Source organism: Limosilactobacillus gastricus DSM 16045, from assembly GCF_001434365.1.
Taxonomy (GTDB): Bacteria; Bacillota; Bacilli; order Lactobacillales; family Lactobacillaceae; genus Limosilactobacillus; species Limosilactobacillus gastricus.
Map to the genome: position 1 here is coordinate 1 of NZ_AZFN01000016.1, position 13,453 is coordinate 13,453.

Sequence of the window (13,453 nt, forward strand, 5' to 3'; positions counted from 1 at the left end):
TCTGTCCAACTTAGGGGGTTCACTTCTTTGAGAGCTTTATTTATTCTTGAATTTAAGGAAAAGATACTTACAAATTTGATACAAGGCAACGCCAACAAGAACGAAAAATAAAGTAATTAAGAATTCGGACATGGTAGCGACCTCCATTTGTCAAATCATACTAATTAAATACATTCAGAATAATTGTTTTCATGCCCTCAATGTCAGTCTCGCTAGGCAGTTCATGATTATCAATCAGATAGTCAATCACTGTTAGTAAGACGTTAGTTACCACCTTCTCTTGAAAAGCGGTCAGGGGAGCACCGTGATTGAACAATTCTTGAATGACTTCACGATAAAGTCTAGTCACTTCCGTTTCATAATTAAAATCGTCAAACTTAATCCCCCGCAGCGCCTTGACGAGTTCGATGTGACTGAGCAGGAAATTACCAATAATCGGCTGGAGATGAAGTAAGCGACTACGAAAATTATTGTTATCCTTAATCATTGGGATAATACGATTAATTTCCGCTTGGTAATCGGCAATGAAGTCACTTAACAAGGCACGCGTTAGTTGGTATTTATCCTCATAGTGACGATAGAAGGTCTGACGGTTAATCATAGCCTCTTGAGCGATCATTGAAACGGTCACTTCTCTAAAGGAAGTTTGGTTCACCAGTTTAACAAAGGCGTCAGCGATAGCTTTTTGGGTGCGTTGGGTTCGTAAATCAGTCATTTTTCACCTGCATTAATTTATGCTTTCCTGTCGTTTTAAACGACACTCTTTAACATAGTGTATCTTAACTATACATAGTAACGATTTCTGCTTCTTGTGACAAGGCTAGATTCTTTTTATCCTATACTTATCAAAAGAAGGAGGAGCGAGGAATATGTTCGAAATCTTCAAAAATAAAATGTATTGGTTATACCTGTTACTAGTTGCGGTGGTGATTGCAATTTTCTCCTTTGCGATGGTCGGTTCTCGGAGTACGGTGAAAGTTCAACAAATTCCAGTCGCCGTGGTTGACCTGGATCATTCAACTACTTCGCAACAAATCGTGAAGCGCTTAAAAAATCAGTTCAAAGATGATGATGCAACTTTGAAATTGACGACGGTGAAGAGCCAAAAGCAATTAACGAAAGACTTTAATCACAAGAAGTACTACGGGGCGATCGTGATTAAAAAAGATTTTGCTAAGAACTTAGCTTCCCAAACGCAATATCTACAATCGATGGTCATCGCTGCGAAGACTTCCACGACTAATGCTAATGCTGCTAACCTCCCTCAACAAGCCGGGATCGACTTTCAGGTGAATGCTGGGGCAAATGCCACGGTTAGTTCAGCTTTAACTACCGCCTTTACCAAGATGGGTCAAGCTCTATCGACTCGAATTAGCCAACAAGAATTAAGTGTTCTAACGCAAAATAATGTTTCGGTTGCTACCAGTCAATTATCCTTCTTGACCAGTCCGATTAAGACGACCGTTAAGACCGTTCATCCAATTAAAGATAAGACGATTAGCGGAATGTTACCATTGTTAATCACAGCGATTTCATGGATGGCTGGTTTGATTACTTCGATCCTACTTTGGCGTGAACACAAGAAGATGAGTGGTCACGATGTCCTTTCTGCAAAATCAATTACTGGTCAGATTTTAGGTGGGGGCTTAGTTACGATTGTTACATCGGTTGTCTTCTATGGCTTAGGATTGGCATTAGATCTTTATCTACCAAACTTCTGGATCTTTGTTGCTAACTTTATTGGGATTACCTTTATCTTCTACTTGATTCAAGCCTGCGTCTTGGATTGGTTTGGAATGAAAGGTTGGCCACTACTCATCTTAGTTTGGCTCTTTGGGATGGGAACCATGTCATACATTCCAGAAATGTTGAGTGGATTCTACCGGTACGGCATTTATTCATGGGTTCCAATGCGCTTTGCAATGGATATCTACAATAACATGCTCTACTACGCTAATGTGGCATCGACTTCGGCTCAATCATGGTTAATCCTTGGATGTGTCGGTGGTGCATCCTTGATCTTAATGTACTTGTCCAGTCTACGGAAAGTTAAATAACAAAATAAGCTCTCAGGCCTTGCTTGAGAGCTTATTTGTTTAAAATACTATGGTTTCCGGTAGCCACTAGAACTAAAATTAATTGATTTTCTTCAAATTTATAAATGACAATCCAACCATCATATTGGTTTTTATTACTACTGATCCGATTGGGGTGGAATTCTCGATATCCCTTCCATTTACCCGTTAAAGCATGGCCTTTGATTTTTTGAAGAGTAGGCTTGTCGTTATTCGCTATCGCCTTTAAGCAATCGTTTAGAAGATTGATAGGATAATGCTTTTTAGCAAGTTGTTTTAATTCTCGTTTAAAACTGGGGGTGCTTTTAATCTTCATTTATCTTTTCAATCCAATCATTAAAATCATTCAAATCGCCGATGGTTTCTAATTGGTCTGTTTCGGCTTCTCTCTTTGCTTCTAGCGCTTCCGAAGAATCTAGGAAATTAACTAGTTGAACTTCATTATTAGCTGCCTTAACTAAGGCTAATCGAATATATTCGGAAACAGTGAGACCTTGATCAGCCAAATTTTTTCTAGCCCGATCCTGGATGTTAGCAGTCACACGGGTGGAAACAATTTTATTTTTGATAGGAGCTTGAGTCATGATATCACCTCTTTTGTATTACTATCGTAATACAATTATAAATGAACTTGCATCTTTTTTCAATTCTACCAAGCTAGTGGTTCGACAACATAAAAGCAGGCATCGATTTTCGATGCCTGCTTTTTAACTTAACTATTTCAAACTATTAATGTATTCCATCGTCGCTTGTTTAGTTGCTTTAGTGGTAAGTGCTTGTTGCTGTTCGGTAGACATCGTTGGATTATTCGTCATCTCAGCTGTGACGATACTTTGCACCCGACTGGCAATGGCCGTTTGCATGCCGGTAGGGTCTTTTTGCGCTGCCGCTGCCAGTTTTTGGGCTTGCTTAACACTAAGAACATACCAGGAGTCAGGAACTTCAAATTGATAAGTCCGATGCCTCAATTGACCATTATTATCAAAGACCAGATTGAAGAGGGCTTTGTAGAACCCGTTCTTGTAGACATAGCGAGTCGTTTTCAGTTTTAAGACCGCTTGACCAGTGGTACTGGTAACTTTTGCCGATGAATCAGTCGTCTTCATTACTTGGCGTTTGCTAGAAGCCGTTGTCTTGTAGACATAGACTTTTTCAGAACCATTTCCAAGTCCTTGGTAAAGTAACATATTGGTAGAAGATGACGATCCAGCGGAAGAAGTCAGTTGATAAGTCTTGGTGGTCGTTTGTTCTTCCATTCCCCAATGATAGGTGTCATTGGCGATAATACCCACGGAACATGCGATCACCACGAGTAAGAAGGCAAAGCCGACAATTTTAGAACCCTTCATAACTGGTAGCACCAGGAAGATGAAGGCTAAAATGAGGGCGATAATTAAAATAGCAAGAATCATTATTTGGCCTCCTTTAATTTATCAAGATCAATATCAGTAGAGCGGTTGGGTTTAGATTTTAAGAAGAGGGAAAGAATTAAGGCTACAACAGCAAATCCAGTTGCCAGGATAAAGGTAGCGTGATAACCCGATAGCGCCGCATTAATGGCTTCATCCCGGTATTTAAGGGGCGTGTTATGTAAGACGGAGCTCGATGGCATCGCGTTTTTGGTAACGTTGGTCAAAACCGAAGTCATCACGGCCACCCCGATGGAAGACATTACCTGACGGAAAGTGTTGTTGCTAGCGGTCCCGTGAGACATTAATTCCATTGGTAAGGCGTTCATCCCAGCAGTCGTAACCGTCATAAGAGCCATAGCGATCCCAGCCATTCGGAAGGCGTAGAAGATGACAATGTAGGCCATGGAAGTATCTTTGGTAAGGAAGAAGAAAGGCACCGTTCCAATTGACAGTAAGAACATCCCAAGGATCGTCATATCCTTAGCCCCATAGCGGTCAAAAATTCGTCCGGCAATCGGCGCAATGACGGCGATCATCAAGGCCCCAGGCAGGAGCAGTAATCCGGAGTGGAAGGCAGAAATGCCCCGTAAATTTTGGATATATAAAGGTAAGATGATTTCAGCTCCGGTCATCGCCAGATTAGCGACGGCAGAAATCAAGGCAGCCATGGTAAATTCAACGGACTTGAAGACCCGTAAGTTTAAGAATGGTTCGTCCATCTTTAATTGCCGCCAAGCAAAAATAATGACGAAGATGACCCCGATTAAGATTTCAAGTAAGACCCAGGTATCGGTCCAACCATCAGTCCCGGCATTGGAGAAACCGTAAAGTAAGGTCCCAAAACCAATTGTTGAGGTAATGACCGATAAGAGATCAAGCTTGGTTTTCTTAATTGGCAAGACGTCTTTAATGAAGAAAATGGAGCCGATGAAAGCCACAGCGACGATTGGCAACATAATCCCAAAGAGATCCCGCCAAGTCCTACTATCAACGACCCATCCGGAAAGGGTTGGTCCAACTGCGGGTGCAAGACCAATCACGATCCCGTTGATCCCCATGGCAGCTCCCCGTTGTTCCGGTGGATAAATCGTTAAGAAGACGGTTTGCATTAAGGGCATAATAGCTCCGGCTCCTAAGGCTTGAATTAACCGACCGGCCAGTAGCATGCTAAAGGAATTAGCGCAAAAGGCGACTAAGGTCCCGCCAAAGAATGAAGCTAAAGCCACTAAGATAAGGGGCTTAGTCTTAAAGCGGGTCATTAGCCAAGCCGAGATCGGAATCATGATCCCGTTAACTAAGGAGAAACCCGTGGTTAACCATTGAACAGTGGATGTCCCAATATCAAAGCTTTTCATAATGGCTGGTTGGGCCGTTGAAATCACCGTTTGGTTGAGGACCATAACAAAGGCCCCAATTAGAAAGACGGCAACGAAGAGGCCCCGGTGATAAGGCTTGCCGTAAATGTCGGTTGGTTGATTTGAATTCATCTTATCCCTCCTAAAGTGACTCATTTGTGTCATTTGGACAACGGTGCTATTATAGGAATAAATATATGAATAAACAAGGAAAAAAACTTAAATGACACAAATTAAGTGAGGTGGGTCATGTTTAAGCATAGCCAAAATCAACTGGTAACCCAGTCCCAACAGCGAATTAGCCAAGCCATGATGAAATTATTGGCGACCGAACCCTTTGCGGAATTAACGGTGACGCAAATCTGTCAGGAAGCCGAGGTCGGGCGTAGGACCTTTTACCGTAATTTTGATGATAAAATGGATGTGATTGCTTTTTATTTGTATGATGAAATGCAGCGGGAACGAAAGGCTAACCGTCCTGCCGATTTAAGTGAAGCGATGCAAAAAGCCTTTGTCTTTATCTATCATCATCAGGAAACCTTTAAATTGTTGGATCTAAATGATTTATTGCCTCAGTTACAACGAATTATTAAAAATCTGATCCAGAATCATATTAATGAACTCGAAAATAAGCTCCATGCGATGGGGATCGAAGACAAAATTGCTTATTATGTTAACTTTACGGCCAATACGATTTATTCTAATATTGAATTGTGGGTCGGGAGTGATTTTAAAGAAAGTCCTGACGAAATTGCCCAATTAACAGTTAACTTCTTAAGTGGCTTAAGGGTGGCAAAGCCTAATTGCAATTAAAACAGGGGAGAAGAAAATGAATTTTTGTGGGAAATGCGGGACTAAATTAGCGCCGGATGATGCTTTTTGTCCGCAATGTGGTCAACCAGTACAGGGAGGTAACCCATCGCGGGCTAATTATCAAACTAAGCCACATCATAAGGGCGGTTGGCTTGCTTTAGTCCTTGTCTTAATTGTGGCAGTGGGGCTCGGTTTCTGGTGGTTCCAGCGGCCAAATACCAGCCAATCAGCTTTAACTAGCAGCTCAACTAGCTCGACCAGTCAATCCAGTGCAACCAGTAGTGAGCAGAGTGTGAGTTCCAGCTCGACTAGTTCTTCAGCTAGTTTGTGGAATACGAGTAAAGACCAAGCCTTAGCCAACTTTATGGCTTCCTGGGCCCCTAAAATGGGACAAAGTTATGTTAAGTATGACGGGACCAACAGTATTAGGTCGGCGCCAGGGTCGACCTATCCTGATGATTTCGATAAAGCCTATTTCCAATCAACTCCAGCTAAGGGAGCTGGGGATGGCACGGAAACCAAGATTTCAATGGGCTGGGCCCCGACTGGGCAAGGACCATACGATTACAATGTGGTGGCCATATATAATTATAATTCTGGCAAGTTGGTGGGGCGAATTACCTATGCCTTTTGTGTTCATAATGGGCAACCAGTCGCCTTGGTTAACCAGACGACCAATGGGAATGACGTCTGGACAGTGACACAGAATCAGGATGTCTCCAGTAATTTTGCGAAGATTTTTAATGAGAACTAATGAAGCTGGGGAAAAAGCATTCAGTCGTTCCATAAGGCTAACCCAGAATGAATGTTGGTTCAGCACGGACCGACGGAAATTCGTAGTTAGACTCAAGGAGTGAGCTTTTTGACCGTAATTACTAGTGTGATTAAAGAAAATAAGGTGGGAAGAAACTGTAAAATCAGGGATCTTTCTACCTTTTTTTGGTCTGTAGTATAATCATTGTCGCAAAATTAATGCAATGATTTCGTCTAATCGTGTCAAATTTAGTGCGACGAATATAATAATCGTTGCGAAAGCGGTGAGACGATGATACGATTAGCGTATTAAAATGCTAAGGTGGACCACAAGATGATAAAAGAAACACGAGTACTTGAGTTTAAGGCAACAGTTTCCAATACTTTTCTAAAAACAGTGAGCGCATACGCCAATTATGGAACAGGCCAAATTAAGTTTGGTATTAATGATGAGGGACAAGTTATCGGAATAGATAATCCTAAACAGACGTGTTTAGATATTGAAAATCGAATCAACGATAGCATTAGTCCACAACCTAATTACTCTTTGTCAATCGATAATGACAAAATTATTATTCTTGAAGTACAGGAGGGAATGGAAAAACCATATTTGTACAAGGGAAAAGCATACAAGCGTAACGATACTGCATCAATTCCCGTATCACGTGGTGAATTGAACCGATTAACGTTAATTGGGGTTTCGAGTTCTTATGATGAACAACCGGCAATGGTTGATGATTTAAAGTTCACTCAGTTAAGACAGGAATTATTAGAAAAGGCTGGGATTGATCAGTTTAACCAAGACATTTTGAAGACTTTGAATTTGTATTCAGAATCATCAGGTTACAATCACGCTGCAGAATTATTAGCTGATGAAAACCAATTTGCTGGTATTGATATGGTGCGTTTTGGACAAAATGAAAGTGAGATTCGGAAGCGCAAAACCATAAATCATATTTCAATCCTCACGCAGTTTCACCGATCAATTACTGCGTTTCGGGATTATTACGAATACGAAGTAATTAAAGGAATAAACCGGGAAAAGCGACAATCGATTCCAATCGAGGCCTTTCGGGAAGCGATTGCTAATACATTAGTTCATCGGACCTGGGATGTTGCAGCTAATATCCAGGTGTCGATGTATGAAAATCGGCTAGAAGTTGTGTCACCAGGTGGTTTGCCCTTTGGCATAAGCGAAGCTGAATACTTAAAAGGTTATATTTCAGTTCCTCGGAACCCGATCTTAGCCAATGTCTTTTTCCGGTTAAATTATATTGAAATGTTTGGGACGGGGATTAAAAGGATTCAAGCTGCTTATCAAGATAGCCTGCAACAACCGCAATTTTTTATTACCGAAAATGCGATTCGGGTCGTCTTGCCGGTCGTTGATAATCAAAATTTAACGGCGGATGAAAGTTTAGTCTTGGAACAATTTACTGATGAAAACTTATCGAAGAGGGATTTGGTGGAATTAACTGGTCTTTCAAGTAGTAAGATAAATCGCCTGTTGAAGAAATTAACTGAGGAAAATTTGTTGATTCGGGTTGGAGCAGGACGTTCAACTAAATACCACCATTAAAAAGGAGAAGCTATGCCAAAAGTTTTAGGATTATCATTTACCCCACGGATATTTGAGCGCGGACAAGAATATTTTGAAAAGGGTAAAGTGGGGCCGATTGAATGGGATGAGCAAATCTTTTCTGCGACGGTTCAAGGATCGAGTGATCATGAATACCGGGTTCGTGGAATTCTTGATGAGCAGCAGATTAAATGGATTACCTGTAATTGCCCCTATGCAGAAGACCACGAACTGTGTAAACATATGGCGGCCGTGGCAGTGGCTTTAGACCATCAAGGACAGGTCGACCCTGATAAGGTACTACCATTAGGCGACTTGCTCCCAACCTCGTGGACGGAGCAGTTAGAAATTATGGCTAAGACAACGCCCTTTATTACGAAGTTACTAGCGAGTCCGCATCAGGTTGATAAGCTTCGTCAGGCAGTGAAATTATATGATGACCGCCACGTCGTTTTGGAAGAGCAGTATCATCCTAAGGGACAGGACAAATTTGAATACATGACCTTGATCATGATTGATCGGGTTCCTCACCAGGTCACGATTAAGTACGATGGGCAAAAAATGGATTATTTCATTGGCCCACAAAGACGAGATGATGACCTCGATTTATTTGCGGGTGTGGCCACAGTTAGCCTATGTAATTACTATCTAGCCCATCAACCCAAAGCGGAAACCAACCAGGCGGGATCATATCTGCTGGACATGTTTGACTTAGCTAGTAATCATGATCGGCAATTAATTCGGCCTTACATTGAATTAGACTATTATAGTGAACGGACCCGCTTGAATTTTAAGGTGGGGACGTCAGACCATATGTATAAACTACAAAGACCAGAAGTCTTTGTAACCGTGGTTAAACGGGGGGAACCAGTAATTTTAGGAAAATACTTCAATCAAGTGATCGATCTCGAGAGCTTGGATGAGGATAGTCGCTACTGGTTCGACTTCATGGATGAAATGACCGCCATGTACAATACTCTGACCGACCAAAAGCATAATTATGGTAGTACCGATATGTACCTGATGGTGGAAGATGTCATTGCCGACCGAGTTGATGATGCTTTAGCAAGCGGTCGAGAAGTTTATATTGATAATCGGCTCAACCAGCTTGTTAACTACAGCGTTGATGATCGGAAATTAACAGCGGACTTAGGCCTTGAATTGATTAACGACCAACCAATGTTGACCATGCAGTTAGAAAACCTTCCCGATAAGGATTTGATCCGTGGTCATGAGCGGTATTACGACTTTAATGGAAGGGACTGGGTCGCCTACCCGAATCTCAATCCGACTCAGATCTCCCAAGCTGGTCTAGCCAACCATGATCACTATACTTTTGATGCCAGTAATTTGAATGCCTTCTATCGCCAGGTGCTACCAAAGATAAAGGATAAAGTGGATTTGACCCTAAATGAAGATCCACAAATTGATCAATACATTCTACCTGATGCCAAATTTACCTTTAAGTTTGACCTAGCGGCGGATGCAATTGAAGGTCAAGCCATGGTGCAATATCAGGATCAAGTATATTCTTTGTTTGAGCAATTAGCTGACGATAGCCAGCGTGATCCGACTCAAGAAGCGCCAGTAAAGGATGTCCTAGTCCAATATTTCCCCATTGAAGCGGTTCGTCAGGGGCGGTTAATCCTGCCCCTGGAAGAAGATCAACAGGTAGTAGCTTTCTTAAGCCAAGGACTCAAGCGACTAGAGGATTTTGGGGAGGTTCAAGTCACTAAACCTTTCCAACGGTTAATCGGCCAAATCGATCACAAGCCAAACTTAACGGTGGGGATTTCCTTAGAAAGTGGTCTTTTGAATCTGTCAGTGGCGGGCGAAGCAATGGACTCAGCTGATATTGCCCAAGCTTTGCGAGCTTATCACGAACGGCGTCCGTATTTTAAATTAAAAAATGGTGATTACATGGGGGTTAAGTCATCGACGCTAACCACTCTGGCTCAAACGCTGGAAGATTTAGGAGTCGACGCTGATCAGGTGGATCAAGGCGACATCTCACTACCGGCTTATCAAGCCCTCGCCTTAAATCAAAGTCTGCAAGAGCAAAATGATTTAACCTATCAAACTGATGATCACTATGCCAAATTGATCCGTGATTTCAATCAGAACCAAGTAGGAAGCTTTACGGTTCCACAGGACCTTCAAGCAAAGCTACGGCCTTATCAATTAGCGGGCTTTCAGTGGTTAATGACGCTGAATCATTATCACTTTGGTGGTCTCTTAGCTGACGAGATGGGGTTAGGAAAAACGATCCAAATCATCACTTTATTGTTAGCGATCAATCAGGAGCAAAAGCTGCCAAGTCTAGTCGTGGCACCGGCGTCAGTTGTTTATAATTGGCAAGATGAATTCCATAAATTTGCCCCATCTTTGAAAATTGCGACCCTCGGTGGTGGTAAAGTTGAACGACGTAAATTACTGGCTAAGAGTGATCGATATGATGTTTTCATTACCTCTTATGATACCTTGAAACGCGATATCGTGCTTTATGATCAGTTAGAATTCCAAGTGCAGATTATTGATGAAGCACAGACGATCAAGAATGCGCGGACGATTGGGGCGCAAACCGTCAAATTAATTCAAGCCCAACAGCGCTTTGCCCTCACGGGGACGCCAATTGAAAACCGCTTGAGTGAATTATGGAGTATCTTTGATTACTTAATGCCAGGCTTTTTAGGGACTTATCAACGCTTTTCGAAACGGTTTGAAGAGCCAATTATTTTTAATGATGATCAGGCAAAACGCGCCCAGCTGAGTCAGTTAATCGGCCCCTTTGTCTTGCGGCGGTTGAAAAAAGACGTTTTAACCAGCTTGCCGGCCAAGACGGAAATCATTGAATATGCCGAAATGAGTGGGGCTCAATTGAAACTCTATCGGGCTCGGGCGGATCAACTGATTAAACGGATCCAAACCAGTGACGAGACCGATTTTAAGGGCGATAAGATTGAAATCTTGGCCGAATTAACTCGTTTACGGCAGGTTTGTTGCGACCCGCACCTGGTGTATGATGACTATAAGGGCAAGTCAGCAAAGCTAACCCAAACGATTGCCCTAATTAAGGATCAAATTGAGAACGGCCATAAAATTCTCTTGTTCTCACAATTTACTTCAATGTTGGATATTATTGCCCAAAGACTCCAAAAAGAGCGGATTCAAACGGAAATGATTACCGGTGCCGTGGATAAGCAGGAGCGGCAGCGGCGGGTGAAGCAGTTTAATGAACAAGACGAACCGGCGGTCTTTTTGATCTCGCTTAAAGCTGGGGGGACGGGGATCAATTTAACCAGTGCGGATGTGGTGATTCACTATGATCCATGGTGGAATGCTGCTGCGCAAAATCAAGCGACTGACCGGGCACACCGGATCGGTCAAGAGAATCCCGTGACGATTTACCAAATGATTACTAAGCATACGGTTGAAGAACGGATCAAGGAATTGCAGGATAAAAAACAAGCCTTAGCTGATCAAGTGCTGAGTGGTGATCAGATGAGTACGACTAGTTTTGATAAGGATGAATTGCTAGCGATTTTAGAAGAGTAATTGATGGTAGGGTATCATTAAAGGAACGGGAAATAAGATAGAAATACGAATCGCCGAGTGGGAAACTGCTCGGCGATTTTTTAAAGTATAAAGAAGTATAAAACTAGATTTAAAGTATAAAGAAGTATAAAATGAAAACAAAAGTATAAAAGGAGTTGCTTATGAATCCATTCAATCCCAGTTTTGGAAAAGTCCCGCCAATCTTTCTAGATCGGGATCAGCAGGTTGCTCAGGTTGTCGAAGGCCTTCAAAATATTAATAGTCCTTTTCAAACCACTTTAATTTATGGGATTCGTGGGGCAGGGAAGACGTCATTTTTAACGGATGTTAGTAAACAGATTAAGCAAAAAGATGACTGGATAGTGGTGAATCTTGCGATGGATGGCGAATTAATTTCTACATCAATTGCGTCCATCTATGACCAAGCGACCTCAAGTTTGAAGAAAATTTTGGACCAAATCGTGGGGATTGAATTTTCAGTATTTGGTATTCAAACGACAATAAATACTGGTGGGAAAACACATGTAGATGAAAAGATCATTTTGGAAAACATGTTGCGTCAAGTTACTAAGCAAGGTCTCCACGTCTTGATCACCCTTGATGAGGTTCGATCAACCGAAGCGGTCCGAAAGTTCATCTTGATATACCAGATCCTTTCGCGTGAGGAACTCAATGTTTCATTAATCATGACTGGCTTGCCAAATCATGTGTCCGAATTACAAAATGATGATGTCTTAACCTTTTTATTACGAAGTGCTCGGGTGAATCTATCGCCTTTAGATGCGCTAACGGTTCGGTATAGTTATCAAAAGGCTTTTATAGAGGGCGGAAAGTCGATCGATGATGATGCCTTAGAGTTGATGACTAAGTTAACGGTTGGTTATGCCTATGCCTTTCAATTGTTAGGCTATCTAGTGTGGGAAACTAGTGATCAGATTGATATATCGACAGTTCAATCAGTGGTCCCGCAATACCAAATGGATTTAACGCGGAACGTTTATCTGAAAATTTATCAAAGCTTATCACCAACCGATCAATTGTTTGTTCAGACGATGGCGCAAATGGATGGGGATCAATTTAGTGTTGGAGAAATTGGTCAACGGATGCAGAAACCAAAAAATTATGTATCGATGTATCGGCGTCGCTTGTTAGATGATCAAATCATCACATCAAGCCAGCATGGCTATGTAAGATTTGCTTTGCCTTTGTTTAAGCAATTTGTGAATGATTACCAAGAATACTATTAAATCCCGAAAAAATACCATCACACCAAAATGCTGGGCGTGATGGTATTTTATTTGAAAGGTCCTTTCCTTAACTCATGATGTGTAGTAATAGTTGTTAACCAAATAATATGATTCTTTTCTACTTTTAGATTTACAACTAATAGGTCATCTAAAATATGATACTCTTGCCAACCTTTCCAAGGATCATCAGTTAGTTCATGTGGAGAAAATTCCGGTGGTAAAGTTCCATTTTGTTGAAGCTCTGATAAGGTATATTTAATTTCTTCAATTGCTTCTTTGACGTCGCTGTCGGATAAACGAAGGATCCTTTTAAGATTTCTCAATCTTTTGTCGAAAATTTTTGTTGAAATTAATTTATACATATCAGTATCCTAACCCTTTGAAGTATTTATCAACATCGGTTATTTCAGTGCCATCATCTGGGATCAAGCCTTTTTCAATAGCCATTACTTTCACCATTTCCGTTAAAGATTCGTCATCAAGAGTCATGGACTTATCAGGTGTAACTTCAACTTTGAACGGGATTGCTTCATCACGAGCAACTCTAGTGACGAAAAGATTGAGTAATGCTGAGGAACTAATCCCTAATTGATTAGCGACCTTATCAAATTTTAGTTTAGTATCTTTATCTGCTTTAAAATTCATTGAAACGGTTGTCATTTTT

13 protein-coding genes are annotated in these 13,453 nt (G+C 41.5%); 6 read left to right on the top strand and 7 right to left on the bottom strand.

Annotated elements, in window-relative coordinates; genetic code table 11:
- Positions 1-160: 160 nt before the first annotated feature.
- A complete protein-coding gene (locus FC60_RS06210) occupies positions 161-715 on the bottom strand; it encodes a TetR/AcrR family transcriptional regulator (RefSeq protein WP_056937572.1) in 555 nt (184 codons plus the stop codon).
- A gap of 154 nt (positions 716-869) precedes the next feature.
- On the opposite strand from FC60_RS06210, the gene FC60_RS06215 reads away from it, so the two are divergent.
- The gene (locus tag FC60_RS06215; protein ID WP_056937573.1) at positions 870-2,057 is read left to right on the top strand and encodes a YhgE/Pip domain-containing protein; all 1,188 of its coding nucleotides are present in this window, start codon (positions 870-872) and stop codon (positions 2,055-2,057) included.
- A 31-nt stretch (positions 2,058-2,088) separates the two neighbouring features.
- Here the strand turns inward: FC60_RS06215 and FC60_RS06220 are convergent, their stop codons facing one another.
- The 4 genes from FC60_RS06220 to FC60_RS06235 all read right to left on the bottom strand — a co-directional run bounded on the left by FC60_RS06220 (position 2,089) and on the right by FC60_RS06235 (position 4,974).
- Entirely contained in the window at positions 2,089-2,391 is a 303-nt protein-coding gene (locus FC60_RS06220) for a type II toxin-antitoxin system YafQ family toxin (protein ID WP_056937574.1), read from the bottom strand.
- Positions 2,381-2,659, bottom strand: coding sequence for a type II toxin-antitoxin system RelB/DinJ family antitoxin (locus tag FC60_RS06225; RefSeq protein ID WP_056937575.1), 279 nt, complete (start codon positions 2,657-2,659; stop codon positions 2,381-2,383). The genes FC60_RS06220 and FC60_RS06225 overlap by 11 nt, the downstream gene beginning before the upstream one ends.
- A 132-nt stretch (positions 2,660-2,791) precedes the next feature.
- Entirely contained in the window at positions 2,792-3,487 is a 696-nt protein-coding gene (locus FC60_RS06230) for a DUF4811 domain-containing protein (RefSeq protein ID WP_056937576.1), read from the bottom strand.
- Complete coding sequence (locus tag FC60_RS06235; RefSeq protein WP_056937577.1) at positions 3,487-4,974, bottom strand: MDR family MFS transporter; 1,488 nt, start codon at positions 4,972-4,974, stop codon at positions 3,487-3,489. Before FC60_RS06235 ends, FC60_RS06230 begins: the two co-directional genes overlap by 1 nt.
- Positions 4,975-5,091: 117 nt before the next feature.
- On the opposite strand from FC60_RS06235, the gene FC60_RS06240 reads away from it, so the two are divergent.
- From FC60_RS06240 to FC60_RS06260, 5 genes are all read left to right on the top strand, one after another.
- The gene (locus FC60_RS06240; RefSeq protein ID WP_056937578.1) at positions 5,092-5,655 is read left to right on the top strand and encodes a TetR/AcrR family transcriptional regulator; all 564 of its coding nucleotides are present in this window, start codon (positions 5,092-5,094) and stop codon (positions 5,653-5,655) included.
- Between the two features lie 16 nt (positions 5,656-5,671).
- The gene (locus FC60_RS06245) at positions 5,672-6,409 is read left to right on the top strand and encodes a DUF4767 domain-containing protein (protein ID WP_056937579.1); all 738 of its coding nucleotides are present in this window, start codon (positions 5,672-5,674) and stop codon (positions 6,407-6,409) included.
- A gap of 333 nt (positions 6,410-6,742) precedes the next feature.
- Positions 6,743-7,987, top strand: a complete 1,245-nt coding sequence (locus tag FC60_RS06250; RefSeq protein ID WP_056937580.1) for an ATP-binding protein — start codon at positions 6,743-6,745, stop codon at positions 7,985-7,987.
- A gap of 12 nt (positions 7,988-7,999) precedes the next feature.
- Complete coding sequence (locus tag FC60_RS06255; RefSeq protein WP_056937581.1) at positions 8,000-11,542, top strand: DEAD/DEAH box helicase; 3,543 nt, start codon at positions 8,000-8,002, stop codon at positions 11,540-11,542.
- 161 nt (positions 11,543-11,703) lie between these two features.
- On the top strand, positions 11,704-12,789 hold the full coding sequence (locus tag FC60_RS06260; RefSeq protein ID WP_056937582.1) for a Cdc6/Cdc18 family protein: 1,086 nt from the start codon (positions 11,704-11,706) through the stop codon (positions 12,787-12,789).
- Positions 12,790-12,836: 47 nt separating this feature from the next.
- Here FC60_RS06260 and FC60_RS06265 read toward each other — a convergent pair whose 3' ends face one another.
- Both FC60_RS06265 and FC60_RS06270 read right to left on the bottom strand, forming a co-directional pair.
- Positions 12,837-13,151 carry a type II toxin-antitoxin system YafQ family toxin gene (locus FC60_RS06265; protein ID WP_056937583.1) on the bottom strand — a complete coding sequence of 105 codons (315 nt, stop codon included), beginning with the start codon at positions 13,149-13,151 and terminating at the stop codon, positions 12,837-12,839.
- A 1-nt stretch (position 13,152) separates the two neighbouring features.
- Positions 13,153-13,449 (bottom strand): type II toxin-antitoxin system RelB/DinJ family antitoxin, encoded by a 297-nt coding sequence (locus tag FC60_RS06270; RefSeq protein WP_056937584.1) that lies wholly within the window; start codon positions 13,447-13,449, stop codon positions 13,153-13,155.
- Positions 13,450-13,453: the final 4 nt, after the last annotated feature.

Bases quoted from the DNA above. Each gene is read 5' to 3' on its own strand.
- FC60_RS06210 (WP_056937572.1), bottom strand. From the start codon at position 715: ATGACTGATTTACGAACCCAACGCACCCAAAAAGCTATCGCTGACGCC.
- FC60_RS06215 (WP_056937573.1), top strand. From the start codon at position 870: ATGTTCGAAATCTTCAAAAATAAAATGTATTGGTTATACCTGTTACTA.
- FC60_RS06220 (WP_056937574.1), bottom strand. From the start codon at position 2,391: ATGAAGATTAAAAGCACCCCCAGTTTTAAACGAGAATTAAAACAACTT.
- FC60_RS06225 (WP_056937575.1), bottom strand. From the start codon at position 2,659: ATGACTCAAGCTCCTATCAAAAATAAAATTGTTTCCACCCGTGTGACT.
- FC60_RS06230 (WP_056937576.1), bottom strand. From the start codon at position 3,487: ATGATTCTTGCTATTTTAATTATCGCCCTCATTTTAGCCTTCATCTTC.
- FC60_RS06235 (WP_056937577.1), bottom strand. From the start codon at position 4,974: ATGAATTCAAATCAACCAACCGACATTTACGGCAAGCCTTATCACCGG.
- FC60_RS06240 (WP_056937578.1), top strand. From the start codon at position 5,092: ATGTTTAAGCATAGCCAAAATCAACTGGTAACCCAGTCCCAACAGCGA.
- FC60_RS06245 (WP_056937579.1), top strand. From the start codon at position 5,672: ATGAATTTTTGTGGGAAATGCGGGACTAAATTAGCGCCGGATGATGCT.
- FC60_RS06250 (WP_056937580.1), top strand. From the start codon at position 6,743: ATGATAAAAGAAACACGAGTACTTGAGTTTAAGGCAACAGTTTCCAAT.
- FC60_RS06255 (WP_056937581.1), top strand. From the start codon at position 8,000: ATGCCAAAAGTTTTAGGATTATCATTTACCCCACGGATATTTGAGCGC.
- FC60_RS06260 (WP_056937582.1), top strand. From the start codon at position 11,704: ATGAATCCATTCAATCCCAGTTTTGGAAAAGTCCCGCCAATCTTTCTA.
- FC60_RS06265 (WP_056937583.1), bottom strand. From the start codon at position 13,151: ATGTATAAATTAATTTCAACAAAAATTTTCGACAAAAGATTGAGAAAT.
- FC60_RS06270 (WP_056937584.1), bottom strand. From the start codon at position 13,449: ATGACAACCGTTTCAATGAATTTTAAAGCAGATAAAGATACTAAACTA.